Here is a 20,386-nt window from a genome sequence, read left to right as displayed (position 1 = left end):
CCGCGAACACCGCTCAGTACAGGTTCAAGCACACGGCGAACCCTCGATCCGGAGGCGCGGCGATGTATGTCGACTTGCACTCGTACTGGTTGCTTACCCGAGCGGTGACCACGTACACGCCTTCGCGGTGCTCGCAGTCAACCTTGAACAGATCAAGCTCATCCGCCTCGGTTCCTCGGCGCTGAATTTCCACGCAGGTGCCCACCGCGGCCTGGCTGAGATCGAGCTTCACGCGTGGCCGGATGGACGGCGGCACCGTCACTATCGACGTCGACGTTGACGTCGACGCCGGAAGCGACGGTGCGCTCGTGGTCGGCGTGGCCGCGTTCCGACTCGACGGTGAGTGAGCCGTCGATGCCACCCAGATTGCCCCGGCCACCAGCACCGCACACATCAGGTAACCGATTACCAGCCCCACGATGGCCGCTAATCGGCCGCGCTCACCCGTGCGGCGGATTCGGGGCAACGCCAGATGCCCCAGCACAACGGCCGCCGGGGGCATCGGGACGGCCAGGATCGATGACAGCACCGCATACGTGTCTAAGCTCGCCTTTTGGGCGGGCGGCGTGGGGAATGCACTTCCACCCACCTGCCATGGATCGCCGCCCGGCTGCGGGTAACTGAACGTGGGCGGCCCGGTGGTCGTACCGAACTGATCGGCACGATCCTGCTGAAACGGATCCCCAGCCTGCGTCACCGATGCAGTCTACCGTTCTGGTGTCACCCGTCGGCCCCGGTGAACAGATTCCGTCAACGACGTTGAGCAGCGACACCATTCGAGCTTCTCTTAGCCAGATGCTCTCGTCGGGTTATCCACGGAATTCGGAGACGCATGCGACGAGGGTCTCATCGGCGTTGACCAGTGCGTAGCCGGGGCACTGGTTCCGTTGGGTGGCGATCTTATCGACCCTAAACACCCCATCGCGGGCCTCGCATGGCACGGAGTAGAACAGGCTTATTTGGGTTTGATCGGGGTTCGTCGGGTCGGGGTATAGGTGTTGTATCTCCACGCAATCGCCAACCCGCATATCCTCAACCGGGAACGTTGGCCGCGTCGTAGACGGCGCAGTGACGACGCTGGTGACGATGCTCGTCGACGGGGTGGCTGTGGTCGGCGGTGTGGTCGAGGTGGTTGTCCCTCCTGGCGAAGGGCCCCTGCCAGCGCCCATGACCAGCCACACCACCAGGGCGACCACCGCGAAGAGGATGAACACATACGACAGCGTCAGGCCGATCAGCGCGCGGTCGCGACCCCGTTCTCCGGTACGGGAGATCCGTGCCAAGGCAACATGGCCCAGCACAACGCCGGCCGGGGCGAAGAAAAACGCGAACACCAGCGACAGGGTGGCCAGCGTATTGATCTCGCCCTGGGGGCGACTGGGCGGTTCGGGCGCCCCGGGGACCGAGCCGTCACCACCGAATGGGCCGGCGTCAAAGGAGCCGGCGCCGAACGGGTCTCCCGAGCCCCCGCCGTATCCGCCCGAGGTCATTTGCACCGTCCCGGTCCGACCGTAAGCACCGCTCTAGATTGCACCATCTTGCGGCTCCGAATCACCAATACTGCTTACCACCGGTCGGTGCGAGGCTGCATCGAACGGCGACACGACCAGAGACCTCTTGTCAGGTCGTGACCGTGGTCGTCAACAGCTGCCTCGGATGAGGGCCTTGTCAAGCCTCGGGTCTCGTTGGGCCCCATGGCTTCTCATGAGGACCGGCGAATCCCGGGTTTTTCTCTGCCGACCACGTTCGCACCACTACGATCCGAGATAGCGGCATGTGAAAGGAAAGGCAAGTGTCCAACGATGTCGATCCGCACAGGCCGGGAGACCAGCCTCAGCCGGTGAACGAGGTGATATCCGGCGGGGCGCCGATGCACCGTCAGGGTACAACCGGCGTCGATGCCGGCGACGCAGCCGCAGCAACGGGGAGTTTCGACGAAGTCGACTCCCGTTCACCACAAGCAGAGCCCCCGGTGTGGCAGGCTCCGCTGGTGGCGGTGCGGACAGGTGAGCTACCGCCCACCGTTACTGTGGCCGATCCGGTGACCATTACCGCCGCGCCGCTGACCAGCAGCCCGGTTCCACCGGTTGCGGGTGTGACTCCGCTACTCGACGGCACCTTCAGCGTGGAGTACGACTGGTCGAAGCAGACGGTGAACGGCAAGCGGACGGTTGGTGATATGTCGTCCAGCGTCGACTGGTGGGCCTTACGTTCGTTGTGCACATCGGCTGGATGCGTCGGCACGGGTGCCCAACTGGCCCAGGAAAACCACCAAGCGCCGGTAGGCGGCGGTATGGTGCTCCGCTTTGTCGATGGTCACTGGGCGCAGACACCTCACCTTGGGCCCGGACAGGGCTGCCCCGGAGGAACGAACCCGCAAATCGCCACCAGTGAGACCTTCGTGTGGTCATTAGAGCCGCAGCCTGACGGCACACTTCGAGGCATCCAGACCGACACCGCTATGAGCGACGAATGCGGCAATCGCGGATATGTGTATCGAACCCCGCTGTTGGTGACACGCAAAGGCGATGTGCCCACGGCAGTGGTCCTCGCCGATCCATCACTGTTCGAGCTGCCATCCGAGCCACCCAGCACCAGCCCCCACCCGTAGAAAATTGATCGGACCAACCCGATCGAGTCGATCATCGCGACGCCGGCGGGTCACCAAAGGCCCGGGCTCCCCCGCGGCCGGGATGGCGTTCAAACTCATCGGGTCCGCCTCACGCCGATATGTGTTGGCGCCGAAGACCATTCGTTGCTTCTCGTCGTAGGTAGCGGTCATGAGGCGCTCCTCGTGTGCGGTTGAAGGCGTGTCGGGGATACAGATTGGAACCCATGGCGAGACTGATCGCCCTTGTGCTTCCGGAGTCCGGCCGCCCGCTTCGACCCGGCGGGCGGAAATGAGAGCGTGTCACGCCGATCCGCAGATCTTGCCTATTGCGCACGGCAGAAGTGACGCATCAGATTTCGCCGACGCCGGTCACCGGTCACCGGGGTCAATACTTGACCACGTGGGTTCCGCCGGCGAACTCGTCATGTTTGCCTTGTTTGGTGGGACTCGACTGGATGGTCGCCGCGATCACGATGCCGCAGACGAGCACGAGCACTTCGCCCATGAAGGGGATGATCGCGAGCAGTGTGAAGAGGTTACGGACGGCGGACTGCCGCACGGTCGGTTTCTCGGCGCCGGCCGGTCCGCGCACCCGCATACCCAGCAGCTTCTTGCCCAGGGTCCAGCCCTGACTCACCTCGAACGCCACGAAGTAGCTGAAGGCAAGCAACCCGGAAAACAAGCCGGGGAATAAGCCGGTAGCCCCGATGTGAGTTTCCGCCAGCACGGCCAGCGGCACCGCGACAATGACGACCAGCAGGCCGTCGATCAGCCGGGCGAGAAACCGCAAACCCAACGGACCGGGCTGCACACCGGACGGCAGCGGCCCGGGTGACGGCTGAGCACCAGAACGGCGTCGGTCGACGACCGCAATTACGGACAGCAACGTCGTGATTCCACCGGCGAGTGCGAACAGAGCGCCAGTACCGAGAAAGGTGAGCGGGGTCGCCATATCGGTTCCGTTACCGACAGACAAGACCCCAAGTACGCAGCCGGCTAACCCGACGATGATTACCGCTGCCGCTTCGATAACGCTGAACATCGGGTGACTTGCGGGTCTTGTCAGCGAAAGGATGCCCAGCACCAACGCCCCGACACAGAGCGTCAGGATTGCCAGAAAGTAAGTGCGCCAGATGGTGTCGGCCCCCGCGGTGGCATATTCGTTCCAATGTGTAGGGCCTTCGGGTAAGGACGCCGAAGCAATGGACCCGAATAAGAGCGCCAGCAAGATCAGCGAGATTCCCCTGGTGACCGTCAGGCCGGAAGCTTCTCCACCTCGAGGGGTTCGATCGGATCTATCGGGTGGACGGTTTTCCACGACCATCATCGCGGCCATCGCGGCCTGATCCCGGGACGCAGGGGTGTATGGCGATGCGTCCCACACCGCGCCGTCCCAGTACCGGCGCCGGCTGGTGTCTACCGGATCCGGGTACCAACCCGGCGGCAACGGCGGCCCGGGGGGCGATCCGCCGAGTTCCGGGTACCACCAGGGTGATTGCGGTTTTTTCATCAGCGCCTTCTCCTGCGGGTCGAGGCATCAACTGTCGAGCCTGGGTGCGCGACGCGTCACCGATTTGTTCGGTAGGCAAAAGCTCACAGGTGCAGCGGTGCGTAAGTTGGCCGCTGCGTTCGGAATTGGGCGCGCCACCGCGTATCACTACCTCTCGGGGGAAGCTCTCTCCGATTTCTGCCGCAAATGTTGAGGCCGGTCGGCTCCTTGGGCGCTAGGGGACGGGCAGGTTCGGGCAGAGCCTGATGTAGGCGATGTCGGCGGACACCCAGTCGTGCCACTGTTTGTGGCTCATATTCGCGACGAGCTTGTCGCACAACAGATCAGGCCAGGCCGCGGGCCCCGGCCATAACCGCAGTGTCTTGTCGAGGCCGCCGGAGACGATGCGCCGCCCGTCGGAGCTGAACGCCACACTGAACACCGTGCCGGTGTGGCCGCTCAGTGCTGGTCCGATCTGCTCGCCGGTGCCCGCGTCCCACAACCGCACCGTGCCGTCGGCGATGCTGCCGCCGGAGACGATGCGCCGCCCATCGGGGCTGAACGCCACACTGGTCACCGAGTCGGTGTGGCCGGTCAGCGGGTCACCGATCGGCGCACCGGTGGCGGCGTCCCACAACCGCAGTGTGGTGTCGGTGCTGCCGGAGACGATGCGCTGCCCGTCGGGGCTGAACGCCACACTGGTCACCGGGTCGGTGTGACCGGTCAGCGGGGCGCCGATCGGCGCACCGGTGGCAGCGTCCCATAACCGCAGGGTCTTGTCGTAGCTGCCGGAGACGATGCGCTGCCCGTCGGGGCTAAACGCCACACTGGACACCGAGGCGGTGTGGCCGGTCAATGGGGCGCCGATCGGTTGGCCGGTGCCGGCGTCCCACAACCGCAGCGTGTCGTCGGCGCTGCCGGAGACGATGCGCCGCCCGTCGGGACTGAACGCCACACTGGACACCCACAGCGTGTGTCCGGTCAGCGGGGCGCCGATAGGTTGGCCGGTGCCGGCGTCCCACAACCGCACCGTGTCGGCGCTGGCGGAGACGACGCGCCGCCCGTCGGGACTGAACGCCACGCTGGCCACCGAGGCGGTGTTGCCGGTCAGCGGGGCACCGATGGGCTGAGCGGTGGCGGCGTCCCACAGCCGCAGTGTCTTATCGTCGCTGCCGGAGACGATGCGCCGCCCGTCGGGGCTAAACGCCACACTGGCCACCGCGCCGGTGTGGCCGGTCAGCGGGGCGCCGATCTGCTGGCCGGTGCCGGCGTCCCACAACTGCAGCGTGCCCTCGACTGGGCCGGGGGGTGTGCGTCGCCCGTCCGGGCTGCCGGAGACGATGCGCCGCCCGTCGGGGCTAAACGCCACACTGGCCACCGGGCCGGTGTGGCCGGTCAGCGGAGCGCCGATCGGCTGACCGGTGCCGGCGTCCCACAACCGCACCGTGCTGTCGGCGCTGCCGGAGACGATGCGCCGCCCGTCGGGGCTAAACGCCACACTGGCCACCGGGCCGGTGTGGCCGGTCAGCGGAGCGCCAACCGGCTGACCGGTGCCGGCGTCCCACAACCGCACCGTGCTGTCGGCGCTGCCGGAGACGATGCGCCGCCCGTCGGGGCTAAAGGCCACACTGAACACCGGCCCGGTGTGGCCGGTCAGCGGTTGCCCGACCGGTTGGCCGGTGTCGGCGTCCCACACCTGCACCGTGCCGGGCCCGACGTTGCCGACGGGGCCGCTGCCGGAGACGATGCGCCGCCCGTCGGGGCTGAACGCCACACTGTCCCACGGGCCGCTGTAGCCGGTCAGCAGGGCGCCGATCTGCTGGCCGGTGCCGGCGTCCCACAACCGCACCGTGCCGTCGGCGATGGTGCCGCCGGCGGAGACGATGCGCCGCCCGTCGGGGCTGAAGCCCACACTTTCCACCGGGCCGGTGTGGCCGGTCAGCGGGGCGCCGATAGGCGCACCGGTGGCGGCATCCCACAACCGCAGCGTTTTGTCGTCGCTGCCGGAGACGATGCGCCGCCCGTCGGGGCCGAACGCCACACTGAGCACCGGGGCGGTGTGGCCAGTCAGCGGGGCGCCGACGGGAGTGCCGGTGGCGGCGTCCCACAGCCGCAGCGTGTTATCGGCGCCGCCGGAGACGATGCGGCGGCCGTCGGGGCTGAACGCCACGGTGTTGACGGCGTCGGGCGCCGGGATGATCTTGATCGTGGATTGTCGCTCAACCACCGCGGTGAGCAGCGCGCTGATGTCGGTGCTGGGCGCGATGGCCGGTGCGGCGAGGATCTGCTGGATCCCCCGCATATCGCCTCCGGCGCGAACACCCGCGAGGATGGCCTGTCCCTGCGAGCTCAATTTCAAGGCGATCGCTTCCCTATTCCAGGTGTCCGCCAAGTGTTTGGCGTCGACGGCTCGAATGAACCCGACCACGGCCACGATCGCCCCGACAAGGGCGATCACGACGGTGCCGGCCAGGACGGCGCGCTGGATGCGGACGCGTCTGCGCAGGTCGGCGGCGTGGGCTTCGGCTGTTGTGAGGTTTCGCCGTTCGGCACGTAGCCAGCCGGCCAGCTCATCCCATTGATACAGCGGGCTTTCCGGCGCCACCTGCACGACCACCTGCCCGTCGCGTTCGTCGCGCACCAGCAGCCCCTTGTCCACCAGCGCGTCAATCAGTGGGCGGCTTGCCTCGGGCAGATCGGCCTGGCGCGCCGCCCGCCGCATCGGTTGATCGTCGTCGGGATTGATGGTGACCAACCAGGGAATGAACGCCGAACGCAATAGCTCCAATGCGGTCTGGCGCTGCTGGGGGTCGCGCGGGAGAATCTGCTCGATCTCGTTGTTGACCGCCTCGTTGCCGCTCATGGGACCTACCACTCGTATTCTTTCTTGATCTGAAGTCCGGGGCAGGCTTCGACGTAGTCGATGTCGGGCGACACCCAGGCCTGCCACAGCCTGCGGCTCATGTTGCTGGAGAGCTTGGCGCACAGTCCCGACGTCGCGTCGGGATAGTTGAGCCACAACCGGACGGTCCCGTCCTCACTTCCGGACACGAGGAAGTTTCCGTCCGGGCTGAATGCCACGCTCGTTACGTCCGCGGTGGGGCCCCGAAGCGGAGCGCCGACGGGTTCTCCGGTGGCGACATCCCACAGTCGCACGGTGCGATCCCACATATTGGAAGCGATCCGCTTGCCGTCGGGGCTGAACGCCATGCTCATGTCGGGTTTGAGCAGGCCCGGATCACTCATCACCGTTTTCGCCGTCATCGGCCGGCCGACGGGTTTGCCGGTGGCCGAGTCCCATAACCGAATCCTGTTGCCCCAGACGAGAACCTCGTCGGAGGCGATGCGCGTGCCGTCGGGGCTGAAGGCGACGCTCTCGACGCCTCTGGTCTCCGTGCCGGTGCTCACCATCGGGCTACCGATTTGCCGGCAGGTCGTGACATCCCACAACCGCACACCGTCGAGGCTGCCCGATGCGATGCGCGTGCCGTCCGGGCTGAATGCGACGCTTTTCACATCGGAACTGTGGCCGGTCATAGGGTCTCCGATTTGTCGGCCGGTAGCCACGTCCCACAGCCGGACGGTCTTGTCGTCCCCGGCGGAGACGATCCTGGTGCCGTCCGGGCTAAACGCGACACTTCGCACGTCCCAGTTCTCCACCGGGGCGCCCAAGGGTCGGCCGGTGCTCACGTCCAACACATGGACCTTCCCGTCACCGATCGCGGCGATCCGCTTGCCGTCGCGGCTCAACGCCACGAATTCTCCGTATCCGGTGATCGGGGTGCCGATGGCTTGGCCGGTGGTGGGGTCCCACAGCGCGATGCCGTTACCACCGGAGGCGATCCACCTGCCGTCGGGACTGACCGCCACTTTGACGTTCGCTAGCCAGCCGGGTGGCTGTGGGCTCCAGCCGGGCGGGGTCAGCGACTGGCCCACGAGTGGGCTAGGTTCGGCACTCCACAGTCGGACTGTCCGATCCCCGCCGCCGGAGGCGACTCGTTTGCCGTCGGGACTGAACGCCACGGTCGCGACCGTCCATCGGTGGCCTACCAGTGGCGGGCCGGCGGGCTCTGCGGTGTCGGCATTCCATAGCCGCACAGTCTTGTCCTGACCGCCGGAGACGATCCGCGTGCCGTCGGGGCTGAATGCCAGGCTGTACACGTTCCCCGTGTGGCCGGTCATCGGTGGGCCGACTGCCTGGCTCACGTCGGCGTTCCACAGCTGTATGGTGCCCTCGTCGTTGCCGGAGGCAATCCGGGTGCCATCGGGGCTGAACGTCACGCTGAGCACCGAGCCACCGGTCATCTGCTGACCGACGGGTTGACCGGTGGCCGCATTCCACACCCGCACCGTCTTGTCCCGGCTGCCGGAGACGATCCGGCCACCGTCGGGGCTGAACGCGACTGCGAGGACCGTATCCTGGTGCCCCGCAAGAAAATTACCGACGGTTCGGCCGGTGTTGAGATCCCAGATCTGAATGGTGCCGTCCTTCCTGCCGCAGGCGAGCCGTGCATTGTCCGGGCTGATCGCCATGCTGTACGCGACGCCGATGAGCTTCACTGGGTCGCCGATCGGATGGCCGGTTTCGGCATCCAATACCTGCGCTTTGTCCCGCAAGAGGGCGACGGCCCGCGTGCCGTCCGGGCTGACCACCACGTCTGGGGCACCGCGGAGGTGCTCCCGCTCGCCGACTGGCTGGCCGGTTTCGGCGTTCCAGGCAGCTACCCCCGAGTCATCGCCTGCGATGATGCGCCGCCCGTCGCGGCTGAACGCGACGGCGGTGACGCTATTGGGTGGCTGGAAGGATGTCTCGATGATTTTCAATGCCCGGTAGTTGTCTTCCAGCACGCTGCGTAACGGACCGTCATCAGGGCTTGGCGCAAGTCGCTGCGCCGCGACCAGTCCTTGAAAGGCGGTGATGTCCGTCCCGGGACGGGTACGGGCCAGGATCGCCTGAGCTTCGGCGACCACGCGAAGGCTGGTCGCCTGGCGAAGATTGCGATTCGCCTCTCGCTTTGCGTGAAACGCCATGACGAAGCCGACCACCGCGGCGACCAGGACGATGACGACGGTCACCGCGAGTCCGGCGATGAGCGCGCGCGGGCGCCTAGGCTCAGCGACCGTAGTCGGGTGTTCGGCGGCCTGCCGCTCTTCACCGGTGACCTGGCGTTCGGTCGTGTCTTCCACCGAGATCTCCTTTGCAGTGTCGAAGACATCACCCGGGGCCGGCTCTTGCCCTGTGAACCTCCGGCGCTATCGGCCGGGATCGACAACCGATGCCAACGTCGCGATCCCGACTACTCAGTCTCAGCGGTCGAGAGTTCTCCAAACAGAGCCTTTTGATTCTCCAAACAGAGCCTTTTGACCTCTTATCGGCCCAATTCGGATAGCACCGGCAATGTGCCTCCGTGGTAACGCGTGAGCGCCGGGTGGGCATGCTGAACTTGGCTGGCTCGCAAGGTCGCTGTCAGCGGCCGGCTGCGTCGCCACGTGAGCGGTTCGTCCCCGGCGGCCAGAGTCCCCTAATGCGGCTAAGCGGCGGGCGAATCAGCCGGGTAATACCGAACTGGACCACCATTGCCACAGGGCGTCGACGCCGCGCCCCGGCAGGCTATTGGTCTCGGATCCCCCTTGGGCCAAGGCGATGAGCGGACCGGAGTCGTTCGTCCACAGCAAGGCAGCGACGTCGCCTTCAACGATGCCGCAAGCGATCGAGCCACCGGGCCGGCCGTCCGGTCGAGTCCAAGAGGCCGGCGTGGCGCCCGATCCAGGGCAGTGGGCGGGCCTGAAGTGGTGTGAGTGGTACATGCTCGTGAAGGTTTTCTAGCGCGCTGGTATCGCGGAGCAGTGTGTAGCGCGCGCTTGTTGGGCCGCCCGGCAACGAATTACCGGAACATTCCACCATGGCTATCGCTCCCGGGTCCGCCATCGGCCCGTCCACAGAATGGCACGAACTTTCGCTGTAGCCCGGCGGCAGCCTGTCCATCAGGTCGACGACCGGGTCGGCACCGGCTGCCGGAGGCGCGACGACGGCGGCTGCCGCGCTGGCTGCTGCGCCGGCTACCGCGACGAGCACTGCGCGGTTTGATCTGAATGTAAGCCATTGTCCTGCAGGGAGTTTGGTTAGCGCACTCAACAACGCACCGGACGTTTCGTTCGCAAATCCGTTGGCGCTCAGTCGATGTCTGGTCGGTAAGGCAGCGTCGCGCCGCACCGCCGCACCTCGCCATTGTCGAGGTCGGCTCCGACGGGGGGCTGACGATGCGTGCGCGAACCGCGGCCGCCGCAGATCGTCCGGCATCGCGCAAGACATGTGGACCCGTTGTGGTGGATGCCATCGACGGCGAAGCGCAGTCCTTTTACGAGCACTACCACTTCACTGCGGTCAGGGATCGCGAACGTCGACTGGTAATGAAGGTGTCCACAGCGGCGAAAGCGCTCAGCGAGCGCTGTCATGAGTAAGTGTGGCGCAATTACGCCAACAATGGGGTCGACGCAGCCGTACTTTTCACACCCCGGCCCAGCGAGTGACGGCGCTCAGAGCCCCTTCGCTTCGAGCGCCTTCATCAGCGAGGGGCGCCTGCCGTATTCTTGCCGGACCTTGGCGATGTACGACGCGAAATCAGCGCTGCGACCGCCGGTTTCATACAGCTTCGCCATCGTCGCCAGCTTTGCGGCAATGCCCGGGTAGAGCTTGGTGTTGGGATGCCGCAGGTCGTTCTCGAGCTACGGTCGCTACAGATCCGCGGCGGCTACCGGCCGAGCCTCGGCGCCTTGGGTAGCGAGTTCCTGCCATGCCCATCCGGGACCGTAGCGGTCGGCGGCCTCCCACGCGGCGTCAACGTCTCCCTCACTCAGCGAGAGCCGGACCAGCACCCCACGAGCCAGTTCTCGCGGGTGGTCGAGCGCCCAGGCGCGTTCGGTGTCGGCGCGATGGATCGTGGCGGCAAAGTCCAGCAGCGACCGATAGGCGTGGACCGTAGGTTGCCGGACGAAATCGGCACGCAGACCGGCGATCGCATTCGTCTCGAAGAAGTTCTTCACGACGAGAGTAACTGTCCCGCAGCGGTTGTCGTCGACGGTGACCGCGCCGCGCCGCCTGAAGACTGCGGGCATTTGGTCGACGCCGAAAGCCTCGCCGAGGTGCTCCCTGACCCCGCGCAGGCCGAGCCGGAACGGGTCAACAAGGGGTTCAGCGACTCGCACTTCGTGCCGCATGAGGAAGGCATCGACGTGCGCGTTAAACGCTGACAACCTCACTATGGCTTCCTGCCGGGCACGACGCGGTAGGACTTGAGTTGCCACCCACCGCGCATAATGTGTGGTCCCAAACCGGTCCCCGCCTGGACGAAGTGTCTTGTCCGGCCGCGGACACGTGACCAGCCAACAGAATTCCCGGTGACACGGCATCATGGGTCAGCCTGGATATCCAACCCGGCATCTATCCAGCACTCACGGCAATCGGAGTTCGAGGGTGCATGTCTTAAATCGGCACCAGTCGGGTCGACTGGGCCTGGCCGGCCAATTTCCTATCGAAGGTCCACAATGGTGTCGCGTTCGACAATTCCGCATGCGTGGCCAGGCAGCAATCTTCGAACGACAGCTTCGGATGATCGGTGAAAAACGGCAGTGCGAGCTTGAACAGGACACGGTTGCAATCGATCTGGGTCAACGACATCAGGCCCTCGATCGCCTCGGCTGCCGCGGCACGGCTGAACTCGTAGTGGCGGCACAGAGCGAAGACCACCTCGATGATGGCGAAGTCCGACACGACGAATGGCGCATCGGCACGTTCAAGTAGTGCGACTGCCGCCGCGTGCTGGTCCGGAACATCGTTAAGCAGCAGGCGGAGAACGACATTGGCGTCAAGTGAACCGCCAAATGTGGGCGTCACACTACGACCCGCGCTCGGACTGGTAAAAGTCATCGACATCCAGCAGCGCGGGGGTGCCCGGCTTGATATGGCGACTAACGCGTTCGCTCAACTCGTTGACACTCGGCGGTTTGGTGATGATGAGTTCCCCGGTCTCCTCGTTCAGGTGTGCGCGCAACACTCCGCCCGAATCGGCCAAACCGAGCTTGCGACGAACGGCGACCGGAAGCGTCGTCTGCCCCTTGCGGGTCACGGTAATGGTTATGTCCATAGCTATTACTCTACCGTTCTGCATTACGTACACGCTGAGGTAATGGCTGTCTAGACATCCCAGCTCCGAAGGCAGCTCCGATGGCGTTTGATGCAGTCCCTCTCTGCCAACCTGGGTTGAGGCGCCCGCCCCCTGACTATTAGCTATTAGTGACCCGAGGGCGGGGATGGAGAGACTCCCCGAGATGACAAGCAAGGTAACGACGTTGGTTCCAGCGACCGGGATGGAACATCCTGGTCGGATCGCCGACGATGGAACGCCACGTCCCGATCCCGAGGTGCCCGAACGTGCCCGGCGCCGGACGTTCACTGCGAAGTACAAGCCGGAGGTACTGGCCGCCTACGAGGCGGCACCCGATGGCGAAAAAGGCTCGGCGCTACGCCGCGAGGGGCTGTATTCCAGCCACATCGTGGAGTGGCGACGAGCCCGCGACGCCGGAGCGTTGGCGGGGCTGGCTGCCCCACGCGGACGCAAGCGACGCGACCCGCAGGCCGAGCGGATCGCCGAGCTGGAAGCCGACAAACAGCGACTGGAGCAGGAGCTGGCCAAGTCCCGCTTCGTGGTGGATGTGCAGGCAAAACTACACGCTTATGCGGGTGATCACTGTCAAGTGCCGGCTGGATCGAGCCGGTTGAGCAGTTGGAGGTAGACGGTTCGGCGCGGTTCGTCGCGCTCGGTGGCGTTGGCGAGCTGATTGGTCAGGGTGTGACGGTGCTCCTCGGTGGTGGCGAAGTGAGTACAGGTTTCGCAGATGGTTTCGTAGCGGCAGTCCAGGGCAGCGGGTCGGGTGCAGTGTCCGTTGCCGAGCAGGCGGGTGGTCTCTCCTCGCAGGCGTCGCATGTTGGGGCCTTCGGCTTCGGCGGGCAGGGTGGCTGCTGTTTCGGTGTAGAGGTTTTCGACGTGTGTTGCGACGGCGAAGTATTCGTCGGCGACGGTGCGCTCGGAGATGCGGGCATAGGTCATTGTCATCGACATGGAGGCGTGTCCGAGCAGTGCTGCGATCGCTTCCAGGCTCATCCCGTTGTTGATGGCCTGGGTAGCCAGGGTGTGACGAAGTTGGTGTGGAGTGACGTGGCCGATTCCGGCCCCGCGGGCAGCGGCTTGCACGGCATTGTCGACACGGCGACCGGGGATCGGCCGGCCGCGGTCGGTGAACATCAAACTGCTGCCGGGCTGCGGGGGGTGGGTGGAAAGCCATTGCGCCAGAAGCTCGTCCACGCGGGGGTGCAATGGGATGTAGCGGTCGGTGTGGAGCTTGCCGACCGGAGTGCGAAGCCACCGAGCCTGGCCGATGACAGTGATCGCATCGCGGGTCAGGCCGAGAAATTCACCCTTACGCAGGTGGCCACAAACCGGAACTGGTTGCTTGCCAACCGAATTCGGTCTGGTCGTGGGACATCACCAAGCTGCACGGCCCGGCGAAATGGAACTACTACTATCTGCATGTCATCTTGGATATCTTCTCGCGCTATGTCGTTGGGTGGATGGTGGCCAGCCGCGAATCGGCCGCGCTGGCCGAGGTCCTGATTCGACAGACCTGCGCCAAGCAGGCGATTGAGCGCGACCAGTTGACAATCCACGCCGATCGCGGCAGCTCAATGACATCCAAGCCGGTAGCGTTCCTACTGGCCGACCTCGGCATCACCCAGTCACACAGCCGACCACACGTCAGCAATGACAACCCCTTCAGCGAGGCCCAGTTCAAGACGCTGAAGTACCGACCCGACTTCCCCGGCCGGTTCGACTCGATCGAGGCCGCCCGCACGCACTGCCACATCTTCTTCGGTTGGTATAACGACGAACATCGTCACACCGGACTGGGCCTGCATACCGCCGCTGACATCCACTACGGTCTGGCCGAGACAATCCGTGACAAGCGCGCCACCGTCCTGGCCAGCGCCTACGCCGCACATCCCGAACGATTCGTCCACAAACCACCCGAACCGCCCAAGATCCCCAACACCTCATGGATCAACCGACCCGACCAACCACAGGAGGAAACTCAGTAAATACCGCGCAACGGCACCTCACTCAGGTTGACAGGTTCCGCTGCCGCGCACCAAGCCTGGCCGCAGCGCTGTCACTTTCGCGCGCCACGACGGGGCGTCGTCGTATACCGGTCCGGATGCTCCGGATGCACCTCGATTACAGCGATCCAACGATCTGTCTACGGCTGGACCTACAGTCGAATTGCTCGCGTGTCCTTGACGGAAAGCCGAATGTACTGCCATTGTGAGTACATGACTTCGATGAAGGACGACCGTTTGCAGTTGCGGGTCGACGCCGCCGCCAAACGGCGACTAGAAGAGGCGGCAAGCGAGCCCACCTCAGTGTGACGGCGTTTGTGCTCCAAGCCGCTAGCCGTGCAGCCGACGACGTGCTCGCCGAACGACAAACCATCCACCTCTCCCCCCATGCTGCGGCCGCTTTTGCCGAAGCGCTCAACCGTCCCGCACAGGTCAACGAGAGGCTCGCAGCAGCATTGCAACGGCCGGCGAAGTTCACCTGGCTTGACTGAGGTGCAGTTCCACCGGCCAACATTACTCGACCTGGACAAACACCACCGAAACGAATTCACCTCGGGCGAAACAACATTAGACGAGTGGTTGCGTCGCTACGCCGGCCAGAATCGACGCGGCAACACCGCCGCGGTGTGGGTGATCACCGACGCCAACCACAACGTCGTCTGCTACGCGAGCTTGTCGATGACCTCCGTCGATCGCTCCACCAGTCCCAAAACTCTGAGCAAGGGCGCACCGCGGCAGATTCTCGCGCTGCTGATCGGCCGCCTGGCCACCGCAACCCGCGTGGCCGGACTCGGACTCGGGACCCAGATGGTCAAGCACATCCTCGCCACCGCGGCCGAACTGAATATCAAGGCTGCCTGTCGTGCGGTCGTGGTCACTGCTCTCAACGTCGAGGCGTTCCGCTGGTGGCAACGGTTCGGATTCGAACCACTCGATGCCGACGATCCAGCCAACCTGGACCTCTACCTGCTAACCAAAGACATCGCCGAAACCCTGGCCACCCTGTAAGACTCCAGCCATGGACAGCGCGGTTGAGCTGCATCTTCGCCAACTGATCTTCGAAAGACTCGCCGACATCGTGGCCGAGAACGGCGTAGTCAGTCGGGCCGAACTCGAACGACTTCAAGTCGGAGACCAACACTGGCGAGTCATTGACCGCAGCCGCGGCATCCGGAACCCCAATAAACTCCTAGCCACGTTGTCGGTGATCTCTAACCCAAAAGGACCGTACGCAGATACGCATGTAGGCGACTCGCTCTACGCATACGACTACCGGGCAGGCAGCACCGACGGCGATAACCGGAAGATGCGGCGCGCAATGGAACTCGGCCTGCCAATCATCTTGCTCCGCACCATCCGCCCGGGCATCTTTGTGCCGATATTCCCTGTCTATGTGGTCGCAGACGACACTGACAATCGACGATTCATCCTCGCCCTCGACGAAAGCCTTCGCTTCGTCTCCAACCCGCTGCAACTCAAACCCGCCGAACGCGAATACGCCGAACGAATCGTCAAACAGCGTCTCCATCAACCCGAATTCCGAGGACGCATCCTCCTCGCGTACCAAACACAGTGCACCATCTGCACACTCCGGCACGGCAAGCTCCTCGATGCTGCCCACATCATCGGCGACAACAAACAGCACGGCCTTCCGATAGTCCAGAATGGTCTGAGCCTCTGCAAAATCCACCACGCTGCTTTCGACGCAAACCTGCTCGGCATCTCGCCGGATTACGTCGTCCACATCAACCGCGCCCTCATGGATGAAATCGATGGGCCGATGCTCCGGCACGGCCTCCAAGAAATGGACGGCCGACTCCTCACCTTGCCAGCGCGAGCGTCCGACCGGCCCGGAGCCGATCGGCTGGCCGAACGATTCGACGAATTCCGCGCCGCTGGCTGACAGACCAGCGAACAACAATCCCCTACTTGCCAGCGGTCTAGTTGGGTAGCGCAGAGTTGATGGCGACCTGGTGCTTTCCACCGCGGAGTTGGCCGTTGCGCGGGCTCGACAACCCATTTTGGTCCCAAATCGACCCCAAATCGCCCCACGCATGGATGACTGGAGGTTTGCAGAAAAGAGCATAATTGCAAGTAAACCGATGTTTCAATGTTGTCGGGCTGACAGGATTTGAACCTGCGACCACTTGACCCCCAGACTCAAAATCTGTGTTTGCTGGCGTTCGCTAACGTCCGCTATCGCAGGTCAACGCCGCTTGTCGGTACAGGCGCGGACAGCCACGAACACCCGAGAACCAGACGCCGTTGCGCTACCCGTTGCGCTACCCCGTGCCCGGTGGCCGGGCCGGTGTCGCCGTCATCTGCTGAATCACGGCCAGCCGTGCCCGATTCGTCGGCAGATACGCAAGCTGCGCCGACACGAACTCCGACTGCGCCACCTCGTCGCTCGATGCCGGCCAGTCCGCCCGCCGGAACGCGCGCAGGCGCTCAGGCCAAGAATCGTCCGGCGGCCAGCTCGGGCCTGCGTCGATCTCGCCACGCAAACGCACCCTTAAACACCCCGAATCGCGGTCACAGAGCCCGTTTTCGGGCCATTCCAGCGCCGTTTAGCCGCCTTCCGCTGATGCCCAGACGGCCTACCGCTGCCCGCAGCGTCTGGCATAGACACCCCCAGCGATACCGCCAGCCGATCCGCCAGCTTCTGATGCTCCCGCAACGCACCCAGCAACGGATGCACCCGCGGCTGACCCGCAGACCCCGAAACGGTGAGCGGCTGACCAGTAAGTTCAGCCTCAATACCGTCGATCCGGTCCACACAGCGACACAACTCCGCAAGCACCGTTGACTCAACCGGATCGAGTTCGAACGACTCATGCACCGCACGCCACAGTGCCCGACCGCGGGCCTGTAGTCCCGCTGGGCAACGCGGAAACGTCGTCATAGAACACATCCTCCCAAAAAAACAGATCGAGCATCAGGTTGCGAAACTCCATCACCCGTGGCGGTCTTGGTACGACGGTGGGTACAACGATGCCGACCCACCCCCCTGGGTCCGCGCGGGCGTGCCGGTCAACGCCTCCCCAGGAACTCCGGCCCGCCCGCGCGGTTTCCCCTGACGTGGCCGGTCGACGGGGAAGGAGGACCCACACCTGGGCCACGTCAGGGAAGACTTAGGCCGTGGTGCTCACGCGCAGGACACGGAAGGCGTTGTCTACCAACACTCCTGAGCCGACCCTCAGCCACAACCATGCGCCACGTTCACCCCTTGGCCGGCGGTTGGCTCCAACCAGATGCGGTATCAGCTCAAGGGACGACCCGGTGCGCAGAGTGATTGCGAACTGACTGAAGTCCCCATACAGCAACACATGGTTGCTCTCGGTGGCTGCCGCGTTGATGGTGCCGTCCATGTTCGAGTTTTCGTAAACGTTGCGGCCCAACAACATTGGCGGATTAGCCGCCAGCTCGGGGAACTTCAACGCACCGTTGGTTGTCTCGAATTGGCGGATTAAGTTCAGTATGGCCAGATTGGCGGTCCATGATGCTCGCGGCTGGAACCGTGGCGGCAGCGCATTCTGAACCTTGTAGATGTCGCTTGCGGCAAGGACTTCGGAGCCGTCACCGCTGACCACCGACGCCGGGACATCGGCCAGCGTGGAGACGATGCCGCTGGGCTGGCTGATTCCGCTACCCGTAGTGAAGGCCGTGGCAAGCAACTGGTCGGCGCCGTCCTGCAACAGCCGCCCTAGTTCCTGCATGAGCGTGGTTGCATCCCCTTGCAGCTCAACGGAAAACGGCACGAAGACGCTCGCTTTGTAGGACGGGATGGCGGGCTGCGTCAGGGTCGGGCTGGCGTCGGCGGCCTCCGAGGCTTCCGGAAGCCATTCCGCCGTAACACCTTCCGATGTGACGCCGTGCCAGGTATCGGAAACCGTTGTTATGACACGGGATATCCGCATTAACGGGTTATTGGAGCCGTCGCTACTGAGCAGCACGGATGCGTCCAACTCGAAGGGCACCAAAAATCCGCCGCCGACGTCGGTCAGCGACATCGCCCGTTGTTCGTGTTGCAGTGCGGTCACCCGCTGCCAGCTCTCCTGTTCCCTGGCATCCCATTGCAGGTGTCCGCGGGTGGGGTCGGCCAGCATCTTGCAGAACGCGTTGCGGTAATGCTGCGAGCCCGTTTCAGTGACCCAGCGGGCCGCCCAGGAGCGCGCCGGGGCCGGACCGGACCCAACCAGCCGCTCGACCACCTCAGCGCCGCCAGCGGTCAGCAGGCCGTCTTTGTGGCTGCGGTCCACGGTGCGTAAGGCGGTGTCCCGCTGGCGGTCGACGGGCGGCCGGTCCTCGTCCCCGTAGTGCGACGGCGCGGCGTATCCGGGTAGCGGCGTGCCGTCGATGCGGCGCATGCCGCCAGGCCCTTCGAGGGCGAACCCAGGATCGCCGTCACGGAGCCGACGCACCATGTCCCCGGCCTCGGCGGCCCGCTGCGCCTGACGCTGCCGCAGCAGCTCGGCGCGGCGGGTCAACGCTTGGAAGCGCTCGGCGGCCGGGCCGGCCAAGTCGCCATCGGTGGAGTCGAGCAACCCTTGCGCCTCAGCGCGGCACTGCTCCACGGTCATATCTTGAATTTCAGTCATTGGTCTACCAATCGAGAAGGGATAGCCGGGCTTCGGCTATCGAACGGGGAATGACAAGAGATTGCGCTCGCACACCAGCGATTTCCGCACCGGGATAGGCCGGGATACCGGTCAAGCTGACCTCGAGCAACGCGGCTTCGACCCGGACCACCACGTCGCCTTCGCGGCGATCCCGGATAGGCCGGAACCCCACCGAGAAGGAGTCGACGACACCGGCGTTGACGTTGGCCAGGGCCTCGTCTCCGTCGCGGGTGTTGGCGATCTCGAACGCCGCGAACAGGCCGAACCGTTCCTCGCGGAGTTCCACAGCCCGACCAACCGGATAGCGAGTCCTCGCGTCGTGGGACACCAGCAGCTTCAGCTTGTGGCCCCGCTCGGTGATGCTGCGCTGGAAGGCGCCGGGTGCGAACCGCTCCCGGTATTCTCCATCGAAGTCACGGACGGTGATTTCCTCGCCGTAAGGGACAACGGTCCCGAAGACCTGACGGCCCGAACCTGGTTTCAGTTCAGCATTGCGAAAGAGGATGTTATTCAACGGCGTTCACCTTGGCAGACGTGCGGAATCGCTTTGTCGTCGTGCATGGTGACCCGTGTCCGGGCTGGCCGCCCTCTGGCGGCTCCCGGCGCTCCGAGATACCGAGCTGCACCAATTCTAGCAGCGGACAACCATATTCCGAAGCTATCCAGCGAACGGATCATCATCGTCGCCGGAATCGACTGGAAGCGACGCCAACCGGGCTTCGGCCGCCGGATGAAAAGGGTGGTGAAAACCTCGCGGACCTCGCGGACCTCGCGGACCTCGCGGATTCCGAGGAAACAAGTGGCTCCTGCACCTCGTCGCGATTCTTCCCGCGCTGAAACCGAACTCGCGCGCGAATTGCAAGACCGGCCGCTACCAGGACCACCCATGGTCAACCTCCTGATTTTTGGATCGGCTTTTCTGACTGCACACACAGAGGGACACCGTGGCGGTGTCCCGTGGAGCAGAATCCCAGAGTCACGATTCACCCCCGGTGGTCACGGCGGTCACGGTCGGCATGGTCAACAACACGCCCAACAAGGTGATCACTTCGACCAGCTCGTCTCGCGTGAGGGCGGCGGTCCAGTGCTGGGCGGCGACTGCGTAGTTGTCGCTCATGTGGCGCGCTGCGGTGACGACGCCGCGCACCGCGTCAATCGTCGCGCTGTCGATCGGGAGATCGATCTGGTCGCGCATCAGCGTGTCCATTCATCTGGGACGGTGTCGGGCGTCGGCTGGTCGTTGACAAGCCCGAATTGCATGGGGCGGTCGTTGTTGAGGGTGTCGGCGTGCACCATCGCGAGTCGTCGGCCGCCCCAGCGGAACTCGATCAGGCCATCGTCACCGGGGTGCATGCGGATGCCTGGGCAGTTGTTGTCCCGGCAATAGGTGACGCGGGCGGCGTAGTCCTCCGGAGTCAGGGCGGACATAGCGTGTTCGAGGACTGCGCGGACGCGCTGGGCGTACTGGTCGTCGGTGATGGTCATGACGGTCTCCT

The 20,386-nt window shown here is 64.7% G+C and carries 21 protein-coding genes and 1 pseudogene; 8 read left to right on the top strand and 14 right to left on the bottom strand.

Going from position 1 to position 20,386, the window contains the following annotated elements:
* Positions 1-13: 13 nt before the first annotated feature.
* Both B4U45_RS27980 and B4U45_RS27975 read right to left on the bottom strand, forming a co-directional pair.
* A complete protein-coding gene (locus tag B4U45_RS27980) occupies positions 14-697 on the bottom strand; it encodes a DUF4190 domain-containing protein (RefSeq protein WP_075549511.1) in 684 nt (227 codons plus the stop codon).
* A 112-nt stretch (positions 698-809) separates the two neighbouring features.
* Positions 810-1,490: a DUF4190 domain-containing protein gene (locus B4U45_RS27975; protein WP_082275662.1), complete on the bottom strand. Its 681-nt coding sequence runs from the start codon at positions 1,488-1,490 to the stop codon at positions 810-812.
* Positions 1,491-1,840: 350 nt separating this feature from the next.
* Here B4U45_RS27975 and B4U45_RS27970 point away from each other — a divergent pair, with 350 nt between their 5' ends.
* Entirely contained in the window at positions 1,841-2,611 is a 771-nt protein-coding gene (locus B4U45_RS27970; RefSeq protein WP_075549512.1) for an Rv2253/PknI dimerization domain-containing protein, read from the top strand.
* Between the two features lie 385 nt (positions 2,612-2,996).
* Here B4U45_RS27970 and B4U45_RS27965 read toward each other — a convergent pair whose 3' ends face one another.
* The 3 genes from B4U45_RS27965 to B4U45_RS27955 all read right to left on the bottom strand — a co-directional run bounded on the left by B4U45_RS27965 (position 2,997) and on the right by B4U45_RS27955 (position 9,287).
* Positions 2,997-4,121, bottom strand: coding sequence for an RDD family protein (locus B4U45_RS27965; protein WP_082275663.1), 1,125 nt, complete (start codon positions 4,119-4,121; stop codon positions 2,997-2,999).
* 214 nt (positions 4,122-4,335) lie between these two features.
* Complete coding sequence (locus B4U45_RS27960) at positions 4,336-6,963, bottom strand: WD40 repeat domain-containing protein (RefSeq protein WP_075549513.1); 2,628 nt, start codon at positions 6,961-6,963, stop codon at positions 4,336-4,338.
* 5 nt (positions 6,964-6,968) lie between these two features.
* Positions 6,969-9,287 (bottom strand): WD40 repeat domain-containing protein, encoded by a 2,319-nt coding sequence (locus B4U45_RS27955; RefSeq protein WP_075549514.1) that lies wholly within the window; start codon positions 9,285-9,287, stop codon positions 6,969-6,971.
* Positions 9,288-10,361: 1,074 nt separating this feature from the next.
* On the opposite strand from B4U45_RS27955, the gene B4U45_RS27950 reads away from it, so the two are divergent.
* A complete protein-coding gene (locus tag B4U45_RS27950; RefSeq protein WP_240316645.1) occupies positions 10,362-10,562 on the top strand; it encodes a hypothetical protein in 201 nt (66 codons plus the stop codon).
* Between the two features lie 75 nt (positions 10,563-10,637).
* On the opposite strand, the gene B4U45_RS30000 is transcribed toward B4U45_RS27950, so the two are convergent.
* Together B4U45_RS30000 and B4U45_RS29680 are read right to left on the bottom strand one after the other, a co-directional pair.
* Positions 10,638-10,760, bottom strand: coding sequence for a hypothetical protein (locus tag B4U45_RS30000; protein ID WP_255246028.1), 123 nt, complete (start codon positions 10,758-10,760; stop codon positions 10,638-10,640).
* Positions 10,761-10,835: 75 nt separating this feature from the next.
* Positions 10,836-11,216: a hypothetical protein gene (locus tag B4U45_RS29680; protein ID WP_075549516.1), complete on the bottom strand. Its 381-nt coding sequence runs from the start codon at positions 11,214-11,216 to the stop codon at positions 10,836-10,838.
* Between B4U45_RS29680 and B4U45_RS29675 the strand changes: the two genes are divergently transcribed.
* Positions 11,097-11,351, top strand: a complete 255-nt coding sequence (locus tag B4U45_RS29675; RefSeq protein ID WP_244899427.1) for a plasmid pRiA4b ORF-3 family protein — start codon at positions 11,097-11,099, stop codon at positions 11,349-11,351. The two genes, B4U45_RS29680 and B4U45_RS29675, sit on opposite strands and share 120 nt — an antisense overlap.
* A gap of 232 nt (positions 11,352-11,583) precedes the next feature.
* On the opposite strand, the gene B4U45_RS27940 is transcribed toward B4U45_RS29675, so the two are convergent.
* Together B4U45_RS27940 and B4U45_RS27935 are read right to left on the bottom strand one after the other, a co-directional pair.
* Positions 11,584-11,994, bottom strand: coding sequence for a PIN domain-containing protein (locus B4U45_RS27940; RefSeq protein WP_075549517.1), 411 nt, complete (start codon positions 11,992-11,994; stop codon positions 11,584-11,586).
* A 1-nt stretch (position 11,995) separates the two neighbouring features.
* Positions 11,996-12,244 carry an AbrB/MazE/SpoVT family DNA-binding domain-containing protein gene (locus tag B4U45_RS27935; RefSeq protein ID WP_075549518.1) on the bottom strand — a complete coding sequence of 83 codons (249 nt, stop codon included), beginning with the start codon at positions 12,242-12,244 and terminating at the stop codon, positions 11,996-11,998.
* Between the two features lie 184 nt (positions 12,245-12,428).
* Between B4U45_RS27935 and B4U45_RS30635 the strand changes: the two genes are divergently transcribed.
* The gene (locus B4U45_RS30635; protein ID WP_131808369.1) at positions 12,429-12,893 is read left to right on the top strand and encodes a hypothetical protein; all 465 of its coding nucleotides are present in this window, start codon (positions 12,429-12,431) and stop codon (positions 12,891-12,893) included.
* On the opposite strand, the gene B4U45_RS27925 is transcribed toward B4U45_RS30635, so the two are convergent.
* A complete protein-coding gene (locus B4U45_RS27925; protein ID WP_082275666.1) occupies positions 12,851-13,585 on the bottom strand; it encodes a site-specific integrase in 735 nt (244 codons plus the stop codon). The two genes, B4U45_RS30635 and B4U45_RS27925, sit on opposite strands and share 43 nt — an antisense overlap.
* Positions 13,586-13,593: 8 nt before the next feature.
* Between B4U45_RS27925 and B4U45_RS27920 the strand changes: the two are divergent.
* The 4 genes and pseudogenes from B4U45_RS27920 to B4U45_RS27905 form a co-directional block, all read left to right on the top strand.
* Positions 13,594-14,253 (top strand): annotated as a pseudogene (locus B4U45_RS27920) (transposase); the annotation flags it as partial.
* A gap of 323 nt (positions 14,254-14,576) precedes the next feature.
* On the top strand, positions 14,577-14,762 hold the full coding sequence (locus B4U45_RS30630) for a type II toxin-antitoxin system TacA family antitoxin (protein WP_198929556.1): 186 nt from the start codon (positions 14,577-14,579) through the stop codon (positions 14,760-14,762).
* Position 14,763: 1 nt separating this feature from the next.
* The gene (locus B4U45_RS27910) at positions 14,764-15,279 is read left to right on the top strand and encodes a GNAT family N-acetyltransferase (RefSeq protein ID WP_075549521.1); all 516 of its coding nucleotides are present in this window, start codon (positions 14,764-14,766) and stop codon (positions 15,277-15,279) included.
* Positions 15,280-15,289: 10 nt separating this feature from the next.
* The gene (locus B4U45_RS27905; RefSeq protein ID WP_075549522.1) at positions 15,290-16,174 is read left to right on the top strand and encodes an HNH endonuclease; all 885 of its coding nucleotides are present in this window, start codon (positions 15,290-15,292) and stop codon (positions 16,172-16,174) included.
* Between the two features lie 1,228 nt (positions 16,175-17,402).
* Here B4U45_RS27905 and B4U45_RS27900 read toward each other — a convergent pair.
* The 4 genes from B4U45_RS27900 to B4U45_RS27885 form a co-directional block, all read right to left on the bottom strand.
* The gene (locus B4U45_RS27900; RefSeq protein WP_075549524.1) at positions 17,403-18,869 is read right to left on the bottom strand and encodes a phage major capsid protein; all 1,467 of its coding nucleotides are present in this window, start codon (positions 18,867-18,869) and stop codon (positions 17,403-17,405) included.
* 4 nt (positions 18,870-18,873) lie between these two features.
* Positions 18,874-19,404: an HK97 family phage prohead protease gene (locus B4U45_RS27895; protein WP_075549525.1), complete on the bottom strand. Its 531-nt coding sequence runs from the start codon at positions 19,402-19,404 to the stop codon at positions 18,874-18,876.
* A gap of 462 nt (positions 19,405-19,866) precedes the next feature.
* Complete coding sequence (locus tag B4U45_RS27890) at positions 19,867-20,085, bottom strand: hypothetical protein (RefSeq protein WP_131808370.1); 219 nt, start codon at positions 20,083-20,085, stop codon at positions 19,867-19,869.
* Entirely contained in the window at positions 20,085-20,375 is a 291-nt protein-coding gene (locus tag B4U45_RS27885; protein ID WP_075549527.1) for a hypothetical protein, read from the bottom strand. Before B4U45_RS27885 ends, B4U45_RS27890 begins: the two co-directional genes overlap by 1 nt.
* Between the last annotated feature and the right edge of the window lie 11 nt (positions 20,376-20,386).

Source organism: Mycobacterium persicum, from assembly GCF_002086915.1.
Classification (GTDB): Bacteria; Actinomycetota; Actinomycetes; order Mycobacteriales; family Mycobacteriaceae; genus Mycobacterium; species Mycobacterium persicum.
Note: the sequence above shows the minus strand (reverse complement) of the source record. Positions and strands in the feature narration are given on the sequence as shown.

Coding starts and splice junctions, on each gene's coding strand:
- B4U45_RS29680 (WP_075549516.1), bottom strand. CDS start 11,216: ATGCCCGCAGTCTTCAGGCGGCGCGGCGCGGTCACCGTCGACGACAAC.
- B4U45_RS27965 (WP_082275663.1), bottom strand. CDS start 4,121: ATGAAAAAACCGCAATCACCCTGGTGGTACCCGGAACTCGGCGGATCG.
- B4U45_RS27885 (WP_075549527.1), bottom strand. CDS start 20,375: ATGACCATCACCGACGACCAGTACGCCCAGCGCGTCCGCGCAGTCCTC.
- B4U45_RS27905 (WP_075549522.1), top strand. CDS start 15,290: ATGGACAGCGCGGTTGAGCTGCATCTTCGCCAACTGATCTTCGAAAGA.
- B4U45_RS27975 (WP_082275662.1), bottom strand. CDS start 1,490: ATGACCTCGGGCGGATACGGCGGGGGCTCGGGAGACCCGTTCGGCGCC.
- B4U45_RS27900 (WP_075549524.1), bottom strand. CDS start 18,869: ATGACTGAAATTCAAGATATGACCGTGGAGCAGTGCCGCGCTGAGGCG.
- B4U45_RS30635 (WP_131808369.1), top strand. CDS start 12,429: ATGACAAGCAAGGTAACGACGTTGGTTCCAGCGACCGGGATGGAACAT.
- B4U45_RS27950 (WP_240316645.1), top strand. CDS start 10,362: ATGCGTGCGCGAACCGCGGCCGCCGCAGATCGTCCGGCATCGCGCAAG.
- B4U45_RS27960 (WP_075549513.1), bottom strand. CDS start 6,963: ATGAGCGGCAACGAGGCGGTCAACAACGAGATCGAGCAGATTCTCCCG.
- B4U45_RS30000 (WP_255246028.1), bottom strand. CDS start 10,760: ATGGCGAAGCTGTATGAAACCGGCGGTCGCAGCGCTGATTTCGCGTCG.
- B4U45_RS27935 (WP_075549518.1), bottom strand. CDS start 12,244: ATGGACATAACCATTACCGTGACCCGCAAGGGGCAGACGACGCTTCCG.
- B4U45_RS27890 (WP_131808370.1), bottom strand. CDS start 20,085: ATGCGCGACCAGATCGATCTCCCGATCGACAGCGCGACGATTGACGCG.